This is a genomic window from Brucella sp. NBRC 113783 (assembly GCF_040372265.1).
GTDB lineage: Bacteria > Pseudomonadota > Alphaproteobacteria > Rhizobiales > Rhizobiaceae > Brucella > Brucella teleogrylli.
In genome coordinates this window covers 29,751-52,688 of record NZ_BAABRX010000012.1, presented here as the reverse complement: position 1 = coordinate 52,688, position 22,938 = coordinate 29,751, and the positions used below count along the sequence as shown (strand labels likewise).

Here is a 22,938-nt window from a genome sequence, read left to right as displayed (position 1 = left end):
GGTGGGCGAATACGTCAATCGCGACGACGAAACGACGAGGCATCGATGTCGTGCCTTTGCAGCCTTGCATAGAGACTACGGCGCGGCAGTTGCAGCACTTCAGCAGCAACGCCCACATCGCCATTGCATCGTTCGAGCGTGGCGCGGATGACCCCTTCCTCGAACCGATCCATCTGTTCGGATAACGGCAATGTGCTCGGTTCATGTTCAGGGTCATGCCGCAAGCCAAGCACCACCTGTTTGGCATAATTGCGCAGCTCGCGCACATTGCCCGGCCAGTCGTCGGAATGGAGCCGTGACTCGATGGCTGCATCGATTGCGGGGCGCGGTTGCCCGAACTGGCTGGCGGCCTCGTCGAGAAAATAGGCAAAAAGGAGACCTATATCCTTGCGGCGTTCACGCAAGGGCGGAATGCGCAACCGCACCGTTTCTAGCCTATAGAAAAGATCAGAGCGAAAACGCCCCGCTGCAACGGCACCGTCCAGATCGCCTTTGGCGGCCGCAATCACCCGCAGATTGACAGCACGAGGCTCTCCGGTCAGCGAAGGCAACTCGCGCTCCTCCACAACCCGCAGCAACTTGCCTTGCAGGTTGATTGACATGCTGTCGATCTCGTCAAGAAAGAGCGTACCCCGATCAGCATCGGCAATCCTGCCGCGCTGAATACGATTGCCAAACAGGACGTCATCTGCAACCGCATCGGGGAGCGCAGCGCAATCAATCGCAACGAAGCCGCGAGCATGGCGCGCACTCCAGCGATGCAACAGTCGGGCGACAAGTTCCTTGCCCGTACCAGTCTCGCCTTCGATCAGTACATCAACATCGACGCTCGCCAATTGGCGAATCGTGTCGCGCAGCCGCACCATGACCGGCGTTTCGCCCAGCAATGGATAATCCTGCTCGGCTTCCGCCGCAGCACGGCGCAGACGCCGGTTTTCCAGCACCAGACGGCGCATTTCCAGCGCACGGCGCACACTGGAAATCAGGTGATCGGCTGCAAAGGGTTTGGCAATAAAATCGAAGGCGCCCTTCTTGAGCGCCGTGACGGCCATGCCGATATCGCCATGGCCTGTCATCAGAATGACCGGCAATTCGGGGTCACGCGCCAGCAGCGCTTCCATAACGGCATGGCCATCGATACGCGGCATCCGAATATCGGTGACGACAACGCCGGGAAAATCGGCGGTCAGATTGGCTAGCGCCGACTGGCCATCGCCGTGGGTTTCAATATCGATCCCGGCAATCTCGAAGGAATCCGCAAGGGCCGTGCGAAACGGCGCATCGTCATCGACCAGCATCACGCGCAAGGGTTCACTTTCCGTCATGCTCACCGTCCTTATGCACCCGCTTCCACGTCGCAGCAAAAGCCGCACCACCCAGTGGTGAAGGAACGACCAGCAACGTTCCCTCCAGTTCCGTCATCAGATCGCGCGCGATACCGAGCCCAAGACCAAGCCCGTCCGGTTTGCCGGTGACAAAGGGGCTGAAAATCTCGTCATCCAGTTCCGGATCAATACCCGGACCGTTATCTGCAACGATCAACGACACTTGCTCATCGTCTTGCTCGATGATGATTGCGACATGTGGATCGGGCTGCGCCGTCACGGCATCGAGCGCGTTTTGCAGCAAATTGACGAGCACCTGTTCCGAGCGGATACGGCAGGCGAACACCATCAATTCTGATTGCTCCGGCATATCCAGCGGTACATTGGCATTGCGAAAACGGTCGCCCATCAACACCATCGTGCCATCGACCAGTTCGTTCAGTGGTATCGGACGCGCAACGCTGCCGCGTCGACGGGCAAAGCGGCGCATCTCCTGCGTAATGGAGCCGATGCGCGCCGTTAGATCGACGGAGGTCGTCAGATTTGCGGCAACCTTGTCGAGCTTGCCCTTGGACAGATAGTGCTGCGCATTCTCGGTCAGCGTACGGATGGTCGCGACCGGCTGATTGATTTCATGCACAAGGCCCGCAGTGATCGAGCCAAGCGAGGCCAGCCTGTTTGCTTGCGCCAACTCCTCACGGGCATCACGAAAGCGCTTGTCGGCGCGCTCGCGCTCGATCATCTCGGCACTTAGTTCCGCCGTGCGTTCGGCGACAGCTTTTTCCAGCGCAGCGCGATCAGCAGTTGCACGCGCAGCGTGCGTCATGCGCCAGTAGACGGCAGCGGCAAGCAAAAACACCACCAGCATCGCCGCAACGGTGATCAGTCGCGCCAGATCATGTGCCGCCTGCATGGACGGTGCGGTCGGCTCGATATGGACCAGTTTCAGCGCGGTCCCGGCAATGGGTTCTTCAACGACGACGAACAGATCGCCGGAAGGTCCGCGCATCACCCCTCCAGACTCAAAAACATAACGGCTCGGCTGGAGATCGGCGGCATGGAACTGCCCGCTTTGGATAATTTTCGTCCGTTCGGCGGTGGTAATCGGCTGGAAAGACCGCAGCGCTTCCGGCATATCGGTCGAGGCCAGAATGATTCCGCGTGGATCAATCACAAAGGTCTGACCCGGATCGTTCGTCCATGTGGTGACCAACCGGTGAAACTCAAATTTCACCACCACCACGCCGACCGGATTGGTCTGATCACCGATGCGCCGGGAAAGGAAAAGACCGAAACGTCCGCTCAGATCGCCGATGGCGTAATATTCGGCGTCACCGGCAGCCATGGCGCCCTGAAAATAGGGGCGATAGCTATAGTTGCGTCCAACAAAGCTTTCCGGCGTGCCTGCATTCGATGAGGCAATAACGACACCGTCACGGCCGATGACATAGATGATCGGCGAGCCGATCTCGCGGGCCAGAAAACCGAGATTGGCATTCAAGCGCGCGACGGCGTCCTGCGCCCCGCCTGCCAGCACATCCCGCAGATCGCTATATTCCTTCAACGCGACAGGAAGGAGACGAAACTTGGCCAGTTCACTGTCGATCAGACGTGTTTGCTGACGCGCAACAAGCGTTGCGTTCTGACGCAACCGTTCGGTCGCGCCCTGCTCCGTCCATAGTTTTGCAGCCGTCCAGATACCCGCCGCCAATATAATAGCAAAAGCAAGAAGCAGGAGTTTCACCGCGTTTCGGGACATCTTCATTTGTGCAGAATTATGCAATATCCAACGTAAAGTCACGCAGATTTTTGCACAAATTTTGCGGACTTACGCAGCCGCGGACCGTCTTTTCCAAATAATTTCAAAGAATTAAACTTTTTAACGTCGATCTATGGCGATTGAAATTCGCGTCCCGCATCTTATCGCCACCACGAAAATGGGAGTTTCGTCAGGAGGGGTTCACCTATGCAGCGATATCAATGCCCGCCTCAAGTTAGCCGAACGGGGATTTCAATTTCCTCAAAGCCAATGGCGCTTTTGTGGCGGAGCGCGGTTCATAGCTGAACCCTCCTTTCACAATTCAGACAATCCGGCTTCGGTTTTCAAGCCGTCCGGCACCACAGCCTTTTAAAACCCTCAACACAACAGAACCCGACTGGCAGCGCAACGAAGCTGCGCTTCTGCAACGGGTTGATCCTCAGATATCGAGACATGTGAAGGAACAATAATGGCCTCAATAACATCCGAACGGAGTGATGCGCCGAGCACCAACAGTCGGCTTAAATCGATCATCGGTGGTTCTACCGGCAATTTGGTCGAATGGTTCGACTGGTATGTCTATGCTGCTTTCACGCTCTATTTCGCACCGCATTTCTTCCCTTCCGACAGCCAGACCGCGCAGCTTTTAAGCGCCGCAGCCGTCTTTGCCGTCGGCTTCGTGATGCGTCCGATCGGTGCGTGGATCATGGGCATATATGCGGACCGCAAGGGCCGTAAGGCTGGTCTGGCACTCTCCGTGACACTGATGTGCGCTGGTTCGCTGATCATCGCGCTCACCCCAGGCTATGAGACCATCGGCATTGTCGCGCCAGCCCTTCTCGTCCTCGCACGACTGATGCAGGGCCTGTCGGTCGGCGGCGAATATGGTGCGAGCGCCACCTATCTTTCTGAAATGGCGGGGAAAGACCGTCGCGGCTTTTTCTCATCGTTCCAATATGTGACGCTGATCTCGGGCCAGCTCTTGGCCATTCTTCTCCTGATCGTTCTGCAATCGACCATGGAAACCTCGGCGCTGGAAGCCTGGGGCTGGCGTATTCCATTCTTCATTGGCGCTCTGCTTGCCGTTGTCGTCTTCTGGCTGCGTCGCGGCCTTGCGGAAACCGAAAGCTTCAAGAACGCGAAAGCGAAGGATGCGCCAAAATCGGGCTTCTGGACCCTGATCAAGTACCATCCGAAGGAAACTGCGCTGGTCATGCTTCTGACCGCTGGTGGTACGCTCGCCTTCTATGCCTACTCGATCTATATGCAGAAATTTCTGGTCAACACGTCGGGCTTCAGCCGTGAAGTGGCAAGCCAGATCAATGCCGTGACACTGTTTGTCTTCATGTGCCTGCAGCCGATAGCCGGTGCGCTTTCGGACAAGATCGGTCGCAAGCCCCTGATGATCGCCTTCGGTGCGGCCGGCGTGCTGTTCACCTACCCGATTTTCACCACGCTGGAACAGACCCGCGATGCATGGACTGCCGGGATTCTCGTTATGGCGGCACTGATCATTGTGACCGGTTACACTTCGATCAACGCGGTAGTAAAAGCAGAACTTTTTCCGGCTCACATCCGTGCGCTTGGCGTGGCGCTGCCCTATGCTCTCGCCAATACACTGTTTGGCGGCACGGCGGAGTATGTCGCGCTGAGCTTCAAGAATGGCGGCTGGGAACGTGGCTTTTACTGGTACGTCACCGTCATGATCGGCATTTCCTTGATCGTCTATCTCCGTATGCGGGATACGAGCAAGGACAGCATGATCAAGGAAGACTGATCATATTGCCTCCCAAGCGCAAAGAATGCCGGGCCTTATAGCCCGGCATTCTTTTAGGAAGGCTCTATTTTAAGAACGTAAAGCACTCTTTCCGATCCATTGGCATTAGCTTACCCAAACGGTCACCGGCGTTCTGAAACGGTGCGTGCGGCATTTTCGACGAGTGGCCCGAAACTGTCGCTGAAGCCTTCCGCCGACCATTCCTGCAGGCTGCCAGCCACATGAATTGCGCCGACCGGATTTCCGCCCGCATCAAGAATGGCCGCGCCAATAGCAACTTCGTTATGCAGAAGCTGGCGACACAAGACAGAATGCCCGCGTTCCCGCGTGGCATTCACCTGCTCCATCACCTCTTCCAGGGAGCGAATCGTATGGGGCGTGAAAGGCGTCAGGTCGGAACGGCTGACGATATCCGCGATTTTTTCGTCGGGCAGTCGTGAAAGAATGGCAACGCCACCCGCCGTGCAATAGGTCGGAACGGCATGGCCGACGAGCGTCGCGCTGAAGATTTCGTGCTTTGATGGCATGCGCACGGCGTAGACAACCCGGACATCGTCGAAAAGCGAAAGATCGACGCGTTCACGCACGCGGCGACGGAGCTCCAACATGATCGGGTTGGCGCGTTGTAGCATCGGATTGAGCCGCAACAGATCATGAGTCATATCGAGGATGCGCAAGCCCGGCAGGTAACCGCGATCTGCGGGATCGCGGGCGATCACATCAAGTTTTTGCAGTGAATGGACGATGCGCTGGGCTGCGCTTCGATCGATCCCAGCTGCAGTCGCTATCTGGCTCAGCGACAGCGGATGCCGTGCCTTCTGAAACGCCATCATGACAGCCACGGTCCGCGCAACAGAGCGCAGGAACAATGGATCTTCATTATAGGCTTCCCCCTCATCGGGGTCAAAAGTGGAGATGCCGCCCAAGTCTCGAAATGTGTTCATGGGAAAAATCTTTAGTCGCCGTTCAAGGATTGACAAGTACCAAAATTGGTCCCTAAGATAAAAATAGATATAGATGTATCGCTGACAGATACACGTTCCTGCCCGAGGGGGCAAATCGATGAAATGGGAGTATGCTCGTGTCAAAACGCGTGGCTGTCGCTGGCTTTTTGCATGAAACAAACACGTTTGCTGCGGCTCCAGCCGATATGGCGGCATTCGTTCAAGGTGGCGGTTATATTCCGCTGTCGCGCGGTGACGCGATTGTCGATCACGCGCAAGATGTCAATCTGGGCATTGCCGGTGCGCTGAAATTTGCACATGAAGCGGGATGGGAAATTGTGCCGATCCTGTGGGCAGGGGCCATACCGTCTGCACCGGTCACAGAAGATGCTTATGAAACCATCGTCTCGGAAATCGTTGCCGGGCTGAAGGATTGTGGTCCGCTCGACGGGATTTTCATCGACCTGCACGGTGCAATGGTTGCTGCGCATGTCGATGACGGTGAAGGTGAATTGCTTGAGCGGATTCGCGTCGTCCGCCCGGAAGAGCCGATTGCAGTCGCGCTCGATCTGCACGGCAACATTACAAAGCGCATGTTCGAACTTTCCGATGTGATGGTCGGTTTCCGCACTTATCCGCATGTCGATATGGCTGAAACCGGTTATCGTTCGGCCAAGGCGTTGCAGGCCCTGATTGATAAATCGGATGTCTGGCCGCATGGCTGGCACAAGACCATGCGTCAGGGCGACTATCTCATCCCGATTGCCTGGCAATGCACGGACGAGCAACCCGCCAAGGCCCTCTATGGCATGACGGTTGACCTGCCGGAAAATGTGCTGACAGCCTCGCTTTTCATGGGGTTTCCCGCCGCTGATTTTGCTGAATGCGGCCCTTCTGTCTTCGCCTATGGCTGGGACCACGCCGCGGTTGAGCGTTGCGCGGACGCCATCGCCAATGCGCTGGCCGCGGCGGAAGGGTCGTTTGCAGGCATTGCCTATCAACCCGAGGAAGGGGTCGAAAAGGCGATTGAACTCTCCCGCGATGCAAAGCGACCCATAGTAATTGCCGATACGCAGGACAATCCCGGCGCCGGAGGCAGTTCCGACACGACAGGAATGCTCCGGGCACTTGTGGCCTGCGGTGCCAATAGGGCATCCATCGGCTGCATGCACGATCCGGAGGCGGCGGCACTCGCCCATCGCGCTGGCGAGGGAGCAGAAATTGAAATTTCGCTGGGCGGCAAATCCGGGATAGCCGGCGACGAGCCGTTCACAGCCCGGTTTCAGGTCGAGAAACTGTCTGACGGGAAAGCCCATGCAACCGGGCCCTATTATGGCGGCACGTGGCTCAACATGGGACCATCAGCATGTCTGCGGCTTGGCGGCACGCGCGTGGTCGTGACGACCAATCTGGCGCAGATGGCCGACCGCGCCCTGTATCGCATGGTGGGTATAGAGCCGGAACAGGAAGCCATTCTTGTCAATAAAAGCTCTGTCCATTTTCGCGCAGATTTCGCGCCGATTGCCGAGAAACTTTTAGTCTGCACGGCTCCCGGAGCCATGCCGCTGAGCCCGGCCCAACTATCATGGAAACATCTTCGCTCGGGCATCCGGCTCGAGCCGCTAGGGAAAGAATTCAATCCATAAATAAAGAAAAAACCTTCAGAGGAACCACATAAATGCTGTTTTTCAAATCCCCCACCTCCGGTCCCATTCTTCGCCGGTTGAAATACGGAATAGCCGCTTCTCTGATCGCACTCGGTGCTGGCAGTTTATCAAGCAACGCATGGGCTGAAACAACCCTGACAGCCGTCATGCATTCGGATCTGCGTATCCTTGATCCAGTTATCACGACGGCGCATATCACACGCGATCATGCCTATATGATCTATGATGTGCTGATCGCCGTGGACGAGAATTTCAAACCGCAGCCACAAATGGCAGACTGGACGATTTCAGACGACCAGAGAGTCTACACTTTTACGCTGCGTGACGGTCTCAAGTTCCACGATGGCGCACCTGTCACCGCAGCCGACGCTGTGGCGTCACTGCAACGCTGGGCCAAGCGCGACGCGGGCGGCCAGCTCATCATGGACATCACGGAGTCGCTCAAGGCCACCGACGACAAGACGCTGGTATGGACGCTGAAGGAACCTTTCGCGCCGTTCCTCGATACGCTGTCCAAGCAGGCGGCCCTGCCGCCTTTCATCATGCCAGCCCGCATCGCTGCGACCCCCGCCGATACGGCGATTACCGAACATATCGGTTCGGGCCCTTTCAAATTCGTGCCTGCGGAATTCCAGCCAGGCGTCGGCGTCAGTTATGTCAAGAACGAGGATTACGTCCCGCGCAAAGAGCCTGCGAGCTGGATGGCCGGGGGCAAGATCGTGAATGTGGACAAGGTCCGCTGGGTCACGATGACCGACGCGCAGACTGCGGTCAACGCGCTGATGAGCGGCGAAGTCGATTACATGGAGCAGGTGCCGGTCGATCTGGTCCCGCTGTTCGACGGCGACGATTCCGTCGTTCTGGAAAAGCGCGATCCGCTCGGCTACCAGACCATGGGGCGTCTGAATTTCAAGCATCCGCCCTTCGACAATCCGGATATCCGGCGCGCTGCCTTTCTGGCAATGTCGCAGGAACCGGTGCTGGCAGCGCTGATGGCGGACCCGAGCTATTACAAGGTTTGTGGCGCGATTTTCGGTTGTGGCACACCGAATGCCACGGATATCGGCGCCGAAAGCCTAACGGCGAAGGGCAATATCGAGGAAGCCAAGGCGCTCCTGAAAAAGGCTGGTTATGACGGCACGCCGGTCGTGATGATGCAGCCGACCGATGTGACCAGCCTGTCGCCCCAGCCGGTTGTTGCCGCGCAGCAATTGCGTGCGGCCGGTTTCACGGTCGATATGCAGCCGATGGACTGGCAGACGCTGGTTGGTCGCCGCGCCTCCAAGGATGAGCCTTCAAAGGGCGGCTGGAACATTTTCTTCACCAACTGGCAGATTCCCGAAATTGCAACGCCGCTCAATTCGGTGATGCTCAATGGTCGTGGCGATCAGGGCTGGTTCGGCTGGCCGAAGGACGACCAGATCGAAGCCCTGAAGAAGGACTATATAGCCGCGCAATCGCCGGAAGACCGCAAGGCCGTGGTCGAGAAGATACAGGCGCATACGCTTGAAAATGTGCTCTATATCCCGCTCGGTGAGTACAACCCGCCACAGGGCCGCCGCGCCAATGTGGTCGAAATGCTCGGCTCGCCAGTGCCGGTCTTCTGGAATGTGAAAAAGACAGAGGAATAATTCTGCCCCGGCTATCGCGCTGCAAATCTCTCTGGCGCGATAACTCCCTGTCCAACGCGGAACCGGCTCCTCCCTCCGGTTCTGCCTCACACGGGACGTGTATATGGCTGTCTATCTGATAAAACGCATTTTTGCGCTCGTGCCGGTTCTGTTGCTGGTATCGATCTTCGTCTTCCTCCTTTTACGTCTCACGCCCGGCGATCCGGCGGCAATCCTCGCAGGCGATGCCGCGACGACCGAGCAACTGGAGCGTATTCGTGAGGCCATGGGTCTCAACGAGCCGATCCTGACGCAATATTTCACCTGGATGGGCAAGATATTGCAGGGCGATCTCGGCGTGTCGCTGATCTCTGGCGTTCCGGTGCTGGACATGGTTTCGCAACGCATCGGTCCGACCATTTCGATTGCCGTTCTGACCATCATCATTGCGGTTCTGGTGGCTATCCCCATGGGCGTTGTCGCAGCCTGGCGGCATCGTTCCTGGATCGACTATCTGGTCATGAGCTTTTCGGTTCTCGGCTTTTCCGTGCCCGTGTTTTTGGTCGGTTATGTGCTGTTGTTGATCTTCTCCGTCAATCTCGGCTGGCTGCCGGTGCAAGGTTTCAAGCCGATTTCATCGGGCTTCGGCGGTTTTATGGAACGGGCCATTCTGCCCGCCCTGACATTGGCCTCGATCTATATCGCGCTTATCGCCCGCATGACCCGTGCGGCGATGCTTGATGTGTTGGGTGAGGACTATATTCGTACCGCGCGTGCCAAGGGTGTGAGCGACCGCCGCCTTCTTTTCGTGCACGCGCTCAAGAACGCTGCCGTGCCGGTCGTGACGATTGTGGGTACGGGCTTTGCCTTGCTGATCTCCGGTGTCGTCGTCACCGAGAGCATCTTCAATATTCCGGGCATCGGTCGCCTGACCGTGGATGCCGTGCTCGCGCGCGACTATCCCGTCATTCAGGCCATGATCCTTTTGACGAGCGCGCTTTATGTGTTCGTCAACTTGCTGATCGACCTTTCCTACACCCTGTTCGACCCAAGGATTCGTTATTGATGCGCTCTGAATCGACATCGGCGGGCATGCACTGGATGCTTCGCCTGTTCTCGTTGCCGCGCGTCGCTCGCGTCGGTATCGGGCCACTGGTTGCGGGCGCTCTTCTCGCCGCAATCGTTCTGCTTACCCTCATCTCACCCTGGATCGCACCGCACGATCCTCTGGCTATGAACCCGTTGATGCGTCTGAAACCGCCTTCGGATGAATATCTGCTTGGCACGGACAATTATGGTCGCGACCTCTTCTCGCGCATGATCCTCGGCGGGCGCATATCCCTCCTGATCGGGCTTCTCGCAGCGGCGGCATCGATTGCAGCCGGTGTGTTTATCGGTCTCATCGCCGGTTTCTTCCGTACTGCCGATACCATCATCATGCGCATGATGGATGCCCTGATGGCGATGCCTTCGATCCTGATTGCCATCGCACTCGTTGCGCTCAATGGGCCGTCCATCGGTTCGGTGATCGCTGCGATCACCATTCCCGAAATCCCACGCGTGGTGCGTCTGGTCCGTTCGGTTATTCTGAGCGCCAGAGAGGAGCCCTATGTTGAAGCGGCAATGGCCCTCGGGTCCAGCACACCGAAAATTCTCTTCCGGCACCTTCTGCCGAATACGATGGCGCCCTTGATCGTGCAGGGCACCTATATCGTCGCATCAGCAATTCTGACCGAAGCGATCCTTTCATTCCTGGGTGCGGGTATCAGCACTGAAATCCCGACCTGGGGGAACATCATGGCGGAAGGCCGCCAGTTCTTCCGCATCAAGCCGTCGATTGTGCTTTGGCCCGGCCTTTTGCTGACATTGTGCGTGTTGTCGATCAATCTTCTGGGCGATGCAGCGCGCGATAGTCTCGATCCACGTCTCAAGAAGCGGGAGGGCTGATATGGAACTGCGCAATCGTGATTTCTCGCAAGAGCCTGTTGTGCTTGAGGTGGAGAACCTCATCGTTGCCCTGCCGGGTGGCACGCCCGTCCTGCGTGATGTCAGCTTTGATATCCGCAAAGGTGAAACGGTTTGCCTTGTCGGTGAATCCGGATCAGGCAAATCCGTGACCTCCCTGACGGCGATGGGACTGTTGCCCAAGGATGCCCTCAAGGTGAAAGGCGGCGCAATCCGGCTGGATGGCAACGACCTTCTCAAACTGTCGCTTGCCGATATGAAGAAAATGCGCGCCACGCGCATTTCCATGATCTTTCAGGAACCGATGACGGCGCTCAATCCTGTCATGCGGGTTGGCGAACAGATCACCGAGGTCCTCGACATTCACACAGCACTGTCGGCGGAAGCCAAACGCGCCAAAGTCATCAACATCATGGAACAAGTGCACCTGCCGGATGTGGAGCGCATCTATCAGAGCTATCCGCATCAGCTTTCCGGTGGTCAGCGCCAGCGCATCATGATCGCCATGGCGCTCATTCTGGAGCCGATGCTGTTGATTGCCGATGAACCGACCACGGCGCTTGATGTGACGACGCAAAAGCAGATTCTGTCGCTGATTGCTGAATTGCAGGAAAAGCATGGAACCGCCGTGCTGTTCATCACGCATGATATGGGTGTGGTTGCCGAAATCGCAGATCGTGTCTGCGTGATGCGCAGCGGCGAGATCGTGGAGCGCGGCACCATCCGGCAGGTGCTGACGCGGCCGCAGCAGCAATATACCAAAGACCTGCTCGGTTCGGTGCCAAGTCTCGTTCCACGAGCGGCGCGCGAACCGCTGGGACATGATCCTGTTATCCGCGTCCGCAATCTTGGCATGACCTATCAGAGCGGCAGCATTTTCAGCAGAAAGCCCGGTGTCAAAGCATCGCGCGAGGTGACCTTCGATCTGCAACCGGGTCGCACGCTCGGTATCGTCGGTGAATCCGGTTCTGGCAAGACGACGGTAGCGAGATCTATCATGCGCCTGATCGAGCCGACCGAAGGTGAAATCGTTGTCGACGGTCGCGATATCGCCCATCTCGGCAAGCGCGATATGAAGCCGTTTCGTAAAAAACTTCAGGTCGTTTTTCAGGACCCGTTCCGCTCGCTCAATCCGCGCTGGACCATCGAGCAGAGCCTGACCGAAGGCCCGGTGAATTATGGTGTCCCTTATGAGGAGGCCGTGGCGGAAGCCAAGCGGCTCCTGAAGATCGTATCGTTGCCGGAAGATGCTTTGAAGCGTTATCCCCACCAGTTCTCGGGCGGGCAGCGCCAGCGCATCGCTATCGCCCGCGCGGTTGCGCTGCGCCCGGATATTCTGGTTGCAGACGAGGCAGTGTCGGCGCTTGATGTGTCGGTGCAGGCGCAGGTTCTCGATCTTCTGGCGGAACTACAGAAGGACACCGGTATCGCCATCATCTTCATCACGCACGATCTGCGGGTCGCAGCGCAAATTTGTGATGAAGTGCTGGTGATGAAGCGTGGCGAGGTGGTCGAGCAGGGTGAGGCCGCCAACGTTCTGGGCAGCCCGTCACATGACTACACGCGCGCACTGATTGAGGCGGCACCCGGTCGCTTCTGGGATTTTGCGGCGGGCCAGCCCGTCGCCTAATTGGGGGCCGCAGGGAGCGGCCCCGATTTTCCGAGTGATTTTGAACAGGAATGAAATCATGCCCATCATACCGTTTATTGAGGAGAAAGCCGGCGAGATGCGCGCGGTTTTCGAGGATCTGCATCGCCATCCCGAGATTGGCTTTGAGGAGAAACACGCTTCGGGTGTCGTTGCCGGTCTTTTGGAAAAGTGGGGCTTCGATGAAGTTCATACCGGCATTGCCAAGACCGGCGTCGTCGGCATCCTGAATGGGCGCAACGCCGGCAATCGTCGGGTCGGCCTTCGCGCGGATATGGATGCGCTGCCCATCGACGAAATTTCCGGCGTTCCTTATAGCTCGCAAAATCCCGGACGCATGCATGCCTGCGGCCATGACGGACACACAACAATGCTGCTGGGCGCCGCGCAATATCTGGCCGCAACCCGCAATTTTGAAGGCAGCGTTGTATTCGTTTTCCAGCCCGCTGAAGAAGGGCTCGGCGGTGCGCGCGGCATGATCGCGGAAGGCCTGTTCGAGCGCTTCCCGTGCGATGAAATCTATGGCATGCACAACCAGCCTCTGGGCACGCTTGGCAAAGCCGTCATCCGCAAGGGCGCGGCCATGGCCGGTGCCAGCTTCTTCGACATCAAGCTGACCGGCAAAGGCAGCCATGCCGCCCAGCCGCATAATGCGCGCGATGTACTGGTGATCGGTGCCGATCTGGTCGGTCAGTTGCAGACCATTGTTTCCCGCAACATTCCAGCGACCGAAGCCTGTGTCGTTTCCTGCACGCAGTTCCACACCGGCAGCGCCTATAACATCGTGCCGGAAGTCGCGACGATCACCGGGACGATCCGCTATTTCGAAAAGCGCGTCTGCGATCTTGCTGAAAGCCGCTTGCGCGAGATTTGCGCCGGTGTGGCTGCGGGTTACGGCATCACGGTTGATGTCGATATTCGCAATGTGTTCGATGTGCTGCGTAACGATCATGAACTGGCCGACGCCTATGTCGCGGCTGCACGCGATGTGCTGGGCGAAGAAAATGTGACCGACGACTGCCCGGCTTTCATGGGCAGTGAGGATTTTGCCGATATGCTCGCCCGTGTACCTGGCGCTTACATCAATGTGATGCATGGCGGCAAATCCGCCCTTCACAATCCCGCCTTTACGCTCGATCCCGCGACGCTGCCCATCGGGTCGTCTATCTATGCCCGGATCGTGGAAACTCGCCTGCCAGTGAATAAGGAATTAGCCGCATGAGTGCGCATGAACTGCCGTTTGATCTCGACGATATGATTGCGCGCCTGCGCCCATGGATCGAGACGGAAAGCCCGACCTTCGACGCGGCGGCCGTAAACCGCATGGTGGATGCTGCGGCTTATGATTTTGCCGCCGCCGGTGCAAGCATCGAATTCATTCCTGGACGCATGGGCTATGGCGGCTCATTGCGCGCACGCTTTCCGCATGCGGATCAGGGCAAGCCGGGCGTTCTGGTGTCCGGCCATCTTGATACTGTGCATCCACTAGGCGTCATCGATGTGAACCCCTATCGCCGCGAAGGCGGCAAGATTTATGGTCCCGGCATTCAGGACATGAAGGGCGGCAATTTCGTCGCTCTGGAAGCGATGCGCCAGATCGTTCGCTCGGGGCTGACGACAAAACTGCCTGTTACGTTCCTGCTGACACCCGACGAAGAAGTCGGCACGCCTTCGACGCGCGACCTGATCGAACAGGAGGCGCTCAAGAACAAATATGTGCTGGTGCCCGAACCGGCGCGGCGCGATGGCGGCGCTGTGGTGGGGCGCTATGCAATTGCCCGCTATAATCTCGAGACGGTCGGACGCCCCAGCCATGCCGGCTGGCTTTTGGCGGAAGGCCGTTCCGCCATCCGCCGCATGGCGGAAAAGATCATCGATATCGAAGCGCTCACTACGGATGACTGCACCTTCTCCGTCGGGGTTATTCAGGCGGGGCAATGGGTCAATTGCGTTTCCTCAAACTGCAAGGCCGAAGCGCTTAGCATGGCCAAGACCCAGAAAGACCTCGAGGAAGGCGTTGCGCGGATCATGGCGCTTGCGGGCGTGAAAGACGATGTCGAATTCATCGTGACCCGCGGCGTGACCCGCCCGGTTTGGGAAAATGCGCAGCCGCAGGATATGGAGCTCTTCAACTTCGCCAATGACATTGCCAAGGAGATTGGCTTTACCATGACCGCACAAAGTTCGGGCGGTGGATCGGACGGTAATTTCACCGGCGCGCTCGGTATCCCGACGCTCGATTCCATTGGCGTGCGCGGCGAAGGCCTGCATACTTTGGGCGAGCATATCTTCGAGGACAGTCTTGTCGAACGGGCACGGCTCCATGCGGGCCTGTTCCTCGGTCTTGAATAAAGCGTGACGGGTGCGGCATGCTCGATGCAAAGTCGGATGAGATGAAACTTGATGCCCATCAGATCACGGGCCTGAAAGAGAACGTCGCCATCACGGTGGATCGGTGGGGTGTTGCTCATATTCGAGCCAACAACCTTCATGATCTTTTCTTTGCACAGGGTTGGAACGCCGCACGAGACCGCCTCTGGCAGATCGATGTGGCGCGCAAGCGCGGCCTCGGCCTGCTGGCGCGCGACTTCGGCCCCGGTTATCTTGAACAGGACAAGGCTGCACGGCTGCTGCTCTATCGCGGCGATATGGCTCCCGAATGGAACGCCTATGGGCCAGATTCGGAAGAAATCTGCACCGCATTCGCCGGTGGCATCAACGCCTATGTCGATGCCTGCGATGCGGGGTCGATAGCACTTCCTCCTGAATTTCTGCTACTGGGCAATCGACCGGATCGCTGGAAGCCGGAAGATGTCGTGCGTGTGCGGACTCACTCGCTCACGCGCAATGCATCGTCCGAACTTCTGCGGTCGAAAGTGATGGCAGCCGGCGGGATCGAAATTGGCGCAAAACTCGATCAGTTACGGAAAGAATTGTCGCACGGTGTCGTGCCGCAACCGGTTGACGGGTTCGATCCGGTGATCATGACGGATCGGGTTCTGCGCGATTTCAATCTCGCCGTCAGCCCGGCGACCTTCTCCATGGACCGGCTTGCAGCCACGCTTGAGGAGGCCAGCCTCTGGACCACGATTACCCCGTCTGGTGAAATCGTCAGGGCTGCTTTCGAAGAAGGGTCGAACAACTGGGCGATATCAGCGGCGAAAACCAGTACGGGTCGGCCAATTCTGGCGCTCGATCCGCATCGCACACATGTCTTGCAGTCGATCCGTTATGTCGTGCACCTGTCCATGCCGGGGCTGGACGTGATCGGTGCCGGTGAGCCGATGGTGCCCGGCATATCGATGGGCCACAACGGCACTGCCGCTTTTGGATTGACCATTTTCGGTGCGGACCAGGAAGATATTTATGTCTATCGAACAAAGGAAAGCGACCCCGATCTTTATGCCTATGGCGAGGACTGGGAAGCCGTCAAGACGATAGAAGAACCGATTTCCGTCAAGGGATATCGAGATCAAACGGTTGCGCTGAAATTCACCCGCCACGGCCCTCTTCTCTATCAGGATGCTGAAAGTAATCGTGCCTTCGCATTGCGCACCGTCTGGATGGACCCGGGTATGGCGCCCTATATGGCCAGTCTTTCGGTCATGCGTGCAACCAGTTATGCGGACTATGCGGATGCACTGGCAGGCTGGGGCTGCCCATCCGTTAATCATATCTATGCCGATACCAGCAACACGATCGCGTGGAAGCCATCCGGAGCGACGCCCGTTCGCAAAAATTGGGACGGGCTTCTGCCTGTGCCGGGCGATGGGCGTTATGAATGGGACGGATATTTACCGCCGCAAGTCGGTCCTCAAGAGATCAACCCCGCTCGCGGTTTCGTGGCGACGGCTAATGCGATGAATGTGCCCGACGATTGGTCGCGTTCGAATCCGGCCATCGGCTATGAGTGGCTCGACAGCAGCAGGCATAATACGCTTCATAACGAACTATCCCGAATGGATCCAATTTCGATAGCCGATTGCGCGCGCCTGCAATGCTCAACTTTTTCACCGATTGCCGCGCGCGTGTGCGCCTGTTTATCAGCCATGCCAGCGGTGACTGCATCACGGGTCTGGCCGCTGCTTCGAGACTGGGATGGCGATCTCGCAGCCGGATCTGCGAGCGCTGCGTTTTTTGAGGTTTGGTTCAGCAAGCATCTCGGTCCGCTTGCCGCTCGATCGGAGGGCGCGACGCCGCAGATTATCCCGTTGCTCAGGCCATTTGATGCACCGAGCATCGTGACCTGGCTGGAAGGCGCACAGGCCGATGAGCAGGTGGTTGAGCGCATCATCCAAAGCCTCAATGACGGCTGGGCAGAGTGCGAAACCCTGATGGGTACTGATCCTGATTGCTGGTCATGGGGACAAATCCACAAGCTGTATTTGCAGCACCCGCTGCAAGCGCTTACCGAAGAAAACTGGTCTCTGCCACCCATCGGTCTCGGCGGAAGCAGTTCGACACTCAACTATGCCAATTATCGTCTTGAGGATTTTTCTGTTCTGGCCGGGCCGTCTGTCCGCATGGTGATCGATGTTGGGGCTTGGGATAACAGCCTGTTTGTCAATAATCCCGGACAGTCGGGCATTCCAGAAACATCACATTATCAGGACCTTCTTGAGAATTGGCACGAGGGAATTCATTGTCCGCTCGTCTATTCGCCAAAGGCGATACAAGCCGCAGCCAAGCACACGATCATGCTAAAAGCATAGTTGCGGGATATTCAGATAAATTGCGGAAGATATCAGGCCGTCACTTTCCGCCCGGCCTATTACCTTTCAGCAGTAATCATATCACCAATCATCGGACCGATTTTGACAATAAGCGAAGGAAAAATCCCCCGCCAATAAGAGAGGCAAGCAGGCCCGCCGACATGGGCCACGGATAGGCGAGATTGCGCCCAAGCCAATCTGCAAATACGAGCAGCAAGGCGCCGAGCAGAGCGCTGGCCAGAAGTCGCATCGTCATCCCTCGGAACCCGAGCATTGCTGCAAAATGCGGCACCATAAGACCAATGAAGCTGACGGGCCCGACAGTGATCGTCGCCGCCGTTGTTCCAAGTCCTGCAATGGCAAGAAGGATCGCCCGGCTTGACGAAACTTTAAGGCCAACAGAGCGCACCGTTACATCGCCCAATGGAAAGATATCCAGCGGTCGCCTGAACAGAAGGGCTGCAAGCAGAACGATAGTCGCGCAGATGCAAACCAAAGCCGCGTCATTCCAGCCGATGTTACCCATCGAACCTGAAAACCAGTTCAGGAGGCCAGCCACCCGCGGATTGCCACTGGCGAGAAGCAGGATCATCAGAGCATGGAACATGCTCCCCAAGCCAACGCCGATGAGAAGAACGCGTTCGGGCTGAAAAGCAGTACGCCAGCCGATCCCGGCAATGACACTCAGCACGACCAATGCGCCGAAGGTGGCGACGGCAAGCTTGGAAAAGCCGCTCGCATCGCCCATGAAGAGCACCGCGATTGCAAGCCCAAAACCCGCACCATAGCCAATGCCGAGCAAGTCAGGACTGGCCATCGCATTTCGCAGCGTACCCTGCAGAACAAGGCCCGCAACTGCCAGACATATGCCGGCGCCCGCCGCAGCAAAAATTCTTGGCCCGCGCCACCCTGTTACGGCCTCTGGCGCGGCAAAACTCCAGCCGTCAGGCGTATTCGACACCAGCACTGAAAGGATCATGCAAAAGGCAAGAGCGCATGAAAGTGCAAAGAGGAGGCGCAACGGCTTCTGGAGTCTCTTTCCAGTCGAGGTACCTTCTTGTGCTGACGAAACACCGGGCAGACGAACGCGGCTTGCCAGAATGACGAGAATTGGTCCTGTGAAGAGGCCCGTAGCGGCGCCTGCGGGAATATTGCCGACGAAAGGCGCAATGGCCCGCAACAGCTGATCGATACCGACAAGCAGCAACGCGCCGAGCAAAGCCGACCACACGAGCCTGCGCCCGTCCTGTCCGGGGGCAAAGGCGCGCGCAAGGTTGGGCGCGGCAAGTCCGATCATACCAATCAGCCCAAGACTGCTGGTAATGACAGCAGCAGTCGCGGCAGCGGCGGCAAGCAGAACCAGCCGCATCATTGCTGGTGAAATCCCAAGCCCCTTCGCCTGGTTATCACCGAGCGATAGAAGATTGAGCGGTCGTTGCAGAATGAAGATGAGCACTGCAAGCGGCAGGAGGCGTGGAAGCAGATAGAGACAGACTTCCCACCCACCCTGCTCCAGGGAACCTGCCTGCCAGGTCAGCAGGTTGATGAGGTAATCATGATTGAAGAGTACAAGCAGGCCGAAGATTGCGTTGCAATAAAGTCCAACCATCAAACCGGCCAATACGACAGTCGTCGAAGAAAACTGTCCGCGAGAGGCGATGAACAGCGAAAGGCTGAGTGCCATTCCCGCACCGATGATTGCTATAGCTTCATTCCTCGCGATCCACAGGCCGGGTGCGAAAACCAGGGTGAAAGCCAGTGCGATCTGCGCGCCGGAGGCGACGCCCAAAAGTCCGGGTTCAGCCAGCGGATTGCGCAGAACGGTTTGAAACACCGCGCCGCCAAGCCCGAGCGCACCGCCCACGAGCAGGCCGACCGCAAGACGCGGCAGAAAGCTGTAATAACCGATCACATGGCGCGGATCGTCGGGATTGGGAGCTGTTATAATATGCAGCCATTCTGCGGGCTTAGCGATGCTAAGAAAGCCCTGGACAATCAACAGCGCTACACATGCCACCGAGAAGGCCAGCATTATCCAGCGCAGGGAGGATTGTCGCGGGCGGGCGCAGGTTGTTTCAAGGCCGCTCACGCCATGTTCTCCAATGCCGAGGCGATGAGGTCCGCCAGATGGGCCGCGGAAGGCACGCCGCCAAAGGGATGAAACTGGTTCAGCCATGCGACGCGTCCATCGCGCACCGGTCGGAGCAGTTTCCACATGGTGTTTTGCTGTAAGGAGCGTTCGGTCTGAATCCGTTGCGAGGGAATGTCCACGACGAGAAATGCCGCGTCAGCGCTTTCCACCAGCTGATCAAGCCCGACACGAGCCATGCCGGTTCCATTCACCGGGCCAGACCAGACATTCGAAAGTGCGAGTTTTCGCAACACGGCATCGGGAAGCGTGCCTTCGCCATACATGGTCATTTCACGGCCGCCAATATCAGGCAGCATGACACCCACCGCATACTTATGTTTTGAGACCGTTTCACGCGCCTTTGCAAAGCGCGTTTCCGCATCCTCCACCACGGAAGATGGCACGGAAGGCGAAACACCACACAAATTCGCGACGCGCTTCAATATCTCGATCGCCAGCTGGTATCGTTCGACATCGGGCGTCGTGATGCTCGGCACCAGCGCGACACGGGCAACATCGGCGATGCGCGGGGTCATCACCAGATTATAATCCGTCGCGATCACAAAATCGGGCTTCAGCGCTGCAAGCGCTTCAAGATTGATCTCCCAGAAAGGCCCGACATCAACGACCGTTTCCGGTAAAACCGGCGCCGCCATACGCTGACGGTAGAAACTTGTATCGGAAAGCCCCACGGGTACAATTCCGAACGAGAGCATGGCTTCCGCCGCGGCCCAATCGATCGCCACGACACGCGGAGCAGATGCGGCGGCGACTGCGGAACCAAAGCCTGAAAGCCCCGCGCAAAGCGCGAGGCCCGAACCCAATATTATCTGGCGACGTGTCAGCACAGCAGTTGCCTTAGAAGCTGACCTTCACCCGGCCAATAACCGAGCGGCGGTCGCCTTCATAGCAGCTGACGGTATCTTCACAGGTGGTGAAATACTTCTTGTCGAAAAGGTTCGTCGCGTTGAGCTGGAAGGTCATGTCCTTGTATTTGTAGCTCACACCGGCGTCGACCAAAGTGCGGCCGTCAACCTTGACGGTATTGGCCTTGTCACCATAGCTGGAACCGACATAACGCACGCCGCTACCAAGGCTCAAGCCTTCCAAAGCGCCGCTGTTGAATGTGTAATTCAGCCATGCCGAGGCCTGATGTTCAGGCACCATCGTCGACTGCTTGCCGATATAGGCAGCGGCGTCTTCGGTGATTTCGGTATGGGTGTAGGTATAGGACCCAATGAAGTCCCAGCCATAGGAAAGGTTGACTTTGCCTTCCAGTTCCAGACCGCGTGAATGGACCTCGCCGGTTGCCTGCGGGCCATCGATGTAGCTGTAGGAAACAACATTCGACTTCACGATGTCGAACCACGCCATCGTGAACAGGCCGTCAAATTCCTTCGGCCGGTATTTGACGCCAGCTTCCCACTGACGCCCCTCCGACGGATCGAAGGTGTTGCCGCTATTGTCCGTGCCAAGATTTGGAACGAAGGATTCCGAATAGCTGACATAAGGCGCGATCCCCCATGGCGTGACATAGGTGATGCCGGCGCGACCGCTGAACTTGCCGATATTCTGGTCGGTATCGCTGTCGTCGAGACGATTGTGATTGTCGAGGTTCAGCCAGTCATAGCGACCGCCGAGTGTGACGATCCAGCTGTCGTTGAACTTAATCTGATCCTGCGCATAGACACCGGTCTGATTGTATTTCTGACGATAGCTCTGCGTCAGCGTCGTCGGCACGGCGATCGGAATACCGTAAGACGGGTTGAACGGATTGAGGCTCGGCGCCGGGTCACGATATTGCGTGACATCGGAGTTGGAATAGGAATAGTCAAGACCGAGCAACGCTTCATGCGCGATATTGCCGTTTTCAAATTCGGCAACTGCCTGATTGTCTACGACAAAGCCGCTCATGTTCTCGTCGAAACGGCGCGCCTGCCGGGTAATCCCCGTCGGTCCGAGACCGAGCGCCAGCACGTTGTCGAGGAGGAAACTCACCTGACCGTAACGCAGGTTCTGCTTCAACGTCCAGGTGTCGTTCAGATGATGTTCGAACTCATAGCCGATACTGCCCTGCTTCTGCACGCTTCTGTTGAAGTCGGGATCACCAACCAGAATATTCGGAGAGTTCGGATAGAGATTGCTGATCGTGGCGGGCAGAACGCTGCCGCCGCTGTCGTCACGCAAAAGCTGGCCGGAGACAGTCAGCGACGTGTCGGCGTCCGGCGCCCAGGTGAGCGACGGTGCAAACATGTAGCGGTCGTCCTTGACCTCGTCGCCATTGGAATATTCGAACTGCGTATCGCTTTTGCGCACCACGCCGATCATACGATAAAGCAGCGTCTTGTCTTCATTGACCGGCCCCGTCAGATCGACGCCGAGCTGCTTGCGGTTATAGCTGCCATATTCCAACGAGGCTTCATGGAAGGCTTCGGCCTGCGGCTTCTTGGTGACGCGGTTGACCAAACCGCCAGCATCGCTCTGGCCATAGAGCGATGACACTGGGCCGCGCAGCACTTCAATCGAATCCAGCTCATAGGGATCGGTGCGGAAGAAGGTGTAGCTGTTGGAAAGCTGGCGCAGCCCATCCTGATAGGAGCTTGTGGACTGGGCGTTGAAGCCACGCATCAGGATCCAGTCATAACCTTTCGGGTCGGGGCCATAGGTTTCAATGGTCACGCCCGGCACATAGCGCAGGATTTCCGTCACGCTTTGCGCATTCTGGGTTTCGATCTGCTTGCGGCTGACCACCGAAACCGACTGCGGCACTTCAATTAAGGGCGTATTGGTCTTGGTTGCGCCTCTGGAGTTTTCGACCACAACGCTGCCCGATGTATCGCCTGCCACTGCGCCTTGCAGAGTAATCGTGTCGAGAAGCAGCGAACCGTCCGCAGCCACGGCTCCCGCCACGCCAGCCTGTTGGGCTGAAATGGTCACGGTGTTACTGCGAATGCGATAGGACAGGCCCGAGCCGGACAGAATGCTCTTCAGTGCTTCCGAGCGGGTAAGCGAGCCTTTTGCGCCAGTGGAATTCTTGCCGCGCACGATATTGGCATCGTAGAAAAGCTGGACGCCGGTATTATTGGAATATTGCACCAGAGCCTTGGACAAAGGCTGCGCCGCAATATTGAAAGATATACGCTGCACCTGTTGCCCGGCACCTGCGGCCTGCGCCCAGACCGGGTTGGTCGCAAACGAAACGACGGCAACCAGTGCGCTTGCTGCCAGAAGATCCAAGAATAGCTTCGATTTGAGAAGAAGAACTGCGCGTCCCTGGCCAATCCCTGTGTGAATTCCGCTCGTCTTATCCACGCGCATGCTGCAATCCCCAATGTCTGACACCCCGCCGACGGGCGGGAAACTCTGTTTCATGGCGGCCGCCAAGCAGCCCCTCAGATGG

General features: G+C 57.6%; 15 protein-coding genes. 9 read left to right on the top strand and 6 right to left on the bottom strand.

From position 1 onward, the window contains the following. Positions 1 to 14 precede the first annotated feature (14 nt). Positions 15 to 1,325 carry a sigma-54-dependent transcriptional regulator gene (locus ABWW11_RS22875; protein WP_109366292.1) on the bottom strand — a complete coding sequence of 437 codons (1,311 nt, stop codon included), beginning with the start codon at positions 1,323 to 1,325 and terminating at the stop codon, positions 15 to 17. Beyond that, positions 1,312 to 3,090, bottom strand: a complete 1,779-nt coding sequence (locus ABWW11_RS22870) for a sensor histidine kinase (RefSeq protein WP_109366293.1) — start codon at positions 3,088 to 3,090, stop codon at positions 1,312 to 1,314. Before ABWW11_RS22870 ends, ABWW11_RS22875 begins: the two co-directional genes overlap by 14 nt. 463 nt (positions 3,091 to 3,553) lie before the next feature. Between ABWW11_RS22870 and ABWW11_RS22865 the strand changes: the two genes are divergently transcribed. Then, complete coding sequence (locus ABWW11_RS22865) at positions 3,554 to 4,861, top strand: MFS transporter (protein ID WP_109366294.1); 1,308 nt, start codon at positions 3,554 to 3,556, stop codon at positions 4,859 to 4,861. 122 nt (positions 4,862 to 4,983) lie between these two features. Here the strand turns inward: ABWW11_RS22865 and ABWW11_RS22860 are convergent, their stop codons facing one another. Beyond that, positions 4,984 to 5,805 (bottom strand): IclR family transcriptional regulator, encoded by an 822-nt coding sequence (locus tag ABWW11_RS22860; protein WP_109366295.1) that lies wholly within the window; start codon positions 5,803 to 5,805, stop codon positions 4,984 to 4,986. A gap of 131 nt (positions 5,806 to 5,936) precedes the next feature. Between ABWW11_RS22860 and ABWW11_RS22855 the strand changes: the two genes are divergently transcribed. From ABWW11_RS22855 to ABWW11_RS22820, 8 genes are all read left to right on the top strand, one after another. Next, the gene (locus ABWW11_RS22855) at positions 5,937 to 7,451 is read left to right on the top strand and encodes a M81 family metallopeptidase (protein WP_109366296.1); all 1,515 of its coding nucleotides are present in this window, start codon (positions 5,937 to 5,939) and stop codon (positions 7,449 to 7,451) included. Between the two features lie 32 nt (positions 7,452 to 7,483). Next, complete coding sequence (locus tag ABWW11_RS22850; RefSeq protein WP_109366297.1) at positions 7,484 to 9,103, top strand: ABC transporter substrate-binding protein; 1,620 nt, start codon at positions 7,484 to 7,486, stop codon at positions 9,101 to 9,103. Positions 9,104 to 9,206: 103 nt separating this feature from the next. Further along, the gene (locus ABWW11_RS22845; RefSeq protein ID WP_109366298.1) at positions 9,207 to 10,148 is read left to right on the top strand and encodes an ABC transporter permease; all 942 of its coding nucleotides are present in this window, start codon (positions 9,207 to 9,209) and stop codon (positions 10,146 to 10,148) included. Further along, positions 10,148 to 11,029: an ABC transporter permease gene (locus ABWW11_RS22840; protein WP_078340590.1), complete on the top strand. Its 882-nt coding sequence runs from the start codon at positions 10,148 to 10,150 to the stop codon at positions 11,027 to 11,029. The genes ABWW11_RS22845 and ABWW11_RS22840 overlap by 1 nt, the downstream gene beginning before the upstream one ends. 1 nt (position 11,030) lies before the next feature. Next, complete coding sequence (locus ABWW11_RS22835; protein ID WP_121539211.1) at positions 11,031 to 12,677, top strand: ABC transporter ATP-binding protein; 1,647 nt, start codon at positions 11,031 to 11,033, stop codon at positions 12,675 to 12,677. Between the two features lie 58 nt (positions 12,678 to 12,735). Continuing rightward, positions 12,736 to 13,917, top strand: coding sequence for a M20 aminoacylase family protein (locus ABWW11_RS22830; protein WP_109366300.1), 1,182 nt, complete (start codon positions 12,736 to 12,738; stop codon positions 13,915 to 13,917). Then, on the top strand, positions 13,914 to 15,047 hold the full coding sequence (locus ABWW11_RS22825; RefSeq protein ID WP_109366301.1) for a M20/M25/M40 family metallo-hydrolase: 1,134 nt from the start codon (positions 13,914 to 13,916) through the stop codon (positions 15,045 to 15,047). Before ABWW11_RS22830 ends, ABWW11_RS22825 begins: the two co-directional genes overlap by 4 nt. Positions 15,048 to 15,064: 17 nt before the next feature. After that, complete coding sequence (locus tag ABWW11_RS22820; protein WP_319080492.1) at positions 15,065 to 17,407, top strand: penicillin acylase family protein; 2,343 nt, start codon at positions 15,065 to 15,067, stop codon at positions 17,405 to 17,407. A gap of 88 nt (positions 17,408 to 17,495) precedes the next feature. Here the strand turns inward: ABWW11_RS22820 and fhuB are convergent, their stop codons facing one another. From fhuB to ABWW11_RS22805, 3 genes are read right to left on the bottom strand one after another with little or no spacing between them, the layout of a single operon-like run. Beyond that, positions 17,496 to 19,496: a Fe(3+)-hydroxamate ABC transporter permease FhuB gene (gene fhuB, locus ABWW11_RS22815; RefSeq protein ID WP_121539213.1), complete on the bottom strand. Its 2,001-nt coding sequence runs from the start codon at positions 19,494 to 19,496 to the stop codon at positions 17,496 to 17,498. Then, entirely contained in the window at positions 19,493 to 20,386 is an 894-nt protein-coding gene (locus ABWW11_RS22810) for an ABC transporter substrate-binding protein (RefSeq protein ID WP_235859028.1), read from the bottom strand. The genes fhuB and ABWW11_RS22810 overlap by 4 nt, the downstream gene beginning before the upstream one ends. Before the next feature lie 10 nt (positions 20,387 to 20,396). Then, positions 20,397 to 22,775 (bottom strand): TonB-dependent siderophore receptor, encoded by a 2,379-nt coding sequence (locus ABWW11_RS22805; RefSeq protein WP_235859029.1) that lies wholly within the window; start codon positions 22,773 to 22,775, stop codon positions 20,397 to 20,399. Positions 22,776 to 22,938: the final 163 nt, after the last annotated feature.

Bases quoted from the DNA above. Each gene is read 5' to 3' on its own strand.
- ABWW11_RS22875 (WP_109366292.1), bottom strand. From the start codon at position 1,325: ATGACGGAAAGTGAACCCTTGCGCGTGATGCTGGTCGATGACGATGCG.
- ABWW11_RS22870 (WP_109366293.1), bottom strand. From the start codon at position 3,090: ATGAAGATGTCCCGAAACGCGGTGAAACTCCTGCTTCTTGCTTTTGCT.
- ABWW11_RS22865 (WP_109366294.1), top strand. From the start codon at position 3,554: ATGGCCTCAATAACATCCGAACGGAGTGATGCGCCGAGCACCAACAGT.
- ABWW11_RS22860 (WP_109366295.1), bottom strand. From the start codon at position 5,805: ATGAACACATTTCGAGACTTGGGCGGCATCTCCACTTTTGACCCCGAT.
- ABWW11_RS22855 (WP_109366296.1), top strand. From the start codon at position 5,937: ATGCTCGTGTCAAAACGCGTGGCTGTCGCTGGCTTTTTGCATGAAACA.
- ABWW11_RS22850 (WP_109366297.1), top strand. From the start codon at position 7,484: ATGCTGTTTTTCAAATCCCCCACCTCCGGTCCCATTCTTCGCCGGTTG.
- ABWW11_RS22845 (WP_109366298.1), top strand. From the start codon at position 9,207: ATGGCTGTCTATCTGATAAAACGCATTTTTGCGCTCGTGCCGGTTCTG.
- ABWW11_RS22840 (WP_078340590.1), top strand. From the start codon at position 10,148: ATGCGCTCTGAATCGACATCGGCGGGCATGCACTGGATGCTTCGCCTG.
- ABWW11_RS22835 (WP_121539211.1), top strand. From the start codon at position 11,031: ATGGAACTGCGCAATCGTGATTTCTCGCAAGAGCCTGTTGTGCTTGAG.
- ABWW11_RS22830 (WP_109366300.1), top strand. From the start codon at position 12,736: ATGCCCATCATACCGTTTATTGAGGAGAAAGCCGGCGAGATGCGCGCG.
- ABWW11_RS22825 (WP_109366301.1), top strand. From the start codon at position 13,914: ATGAGTGCGCATGAACTGCCGTTTGATCTCGACGATATGATTGCGCGC.
- ABWW11_RS22820 (WP_319080492.1), top strand. From the start codon at position 15,065: ATGCTCGATGCAAAGTCGGATGAGATGAAACTTGATGCCCATCAGATC.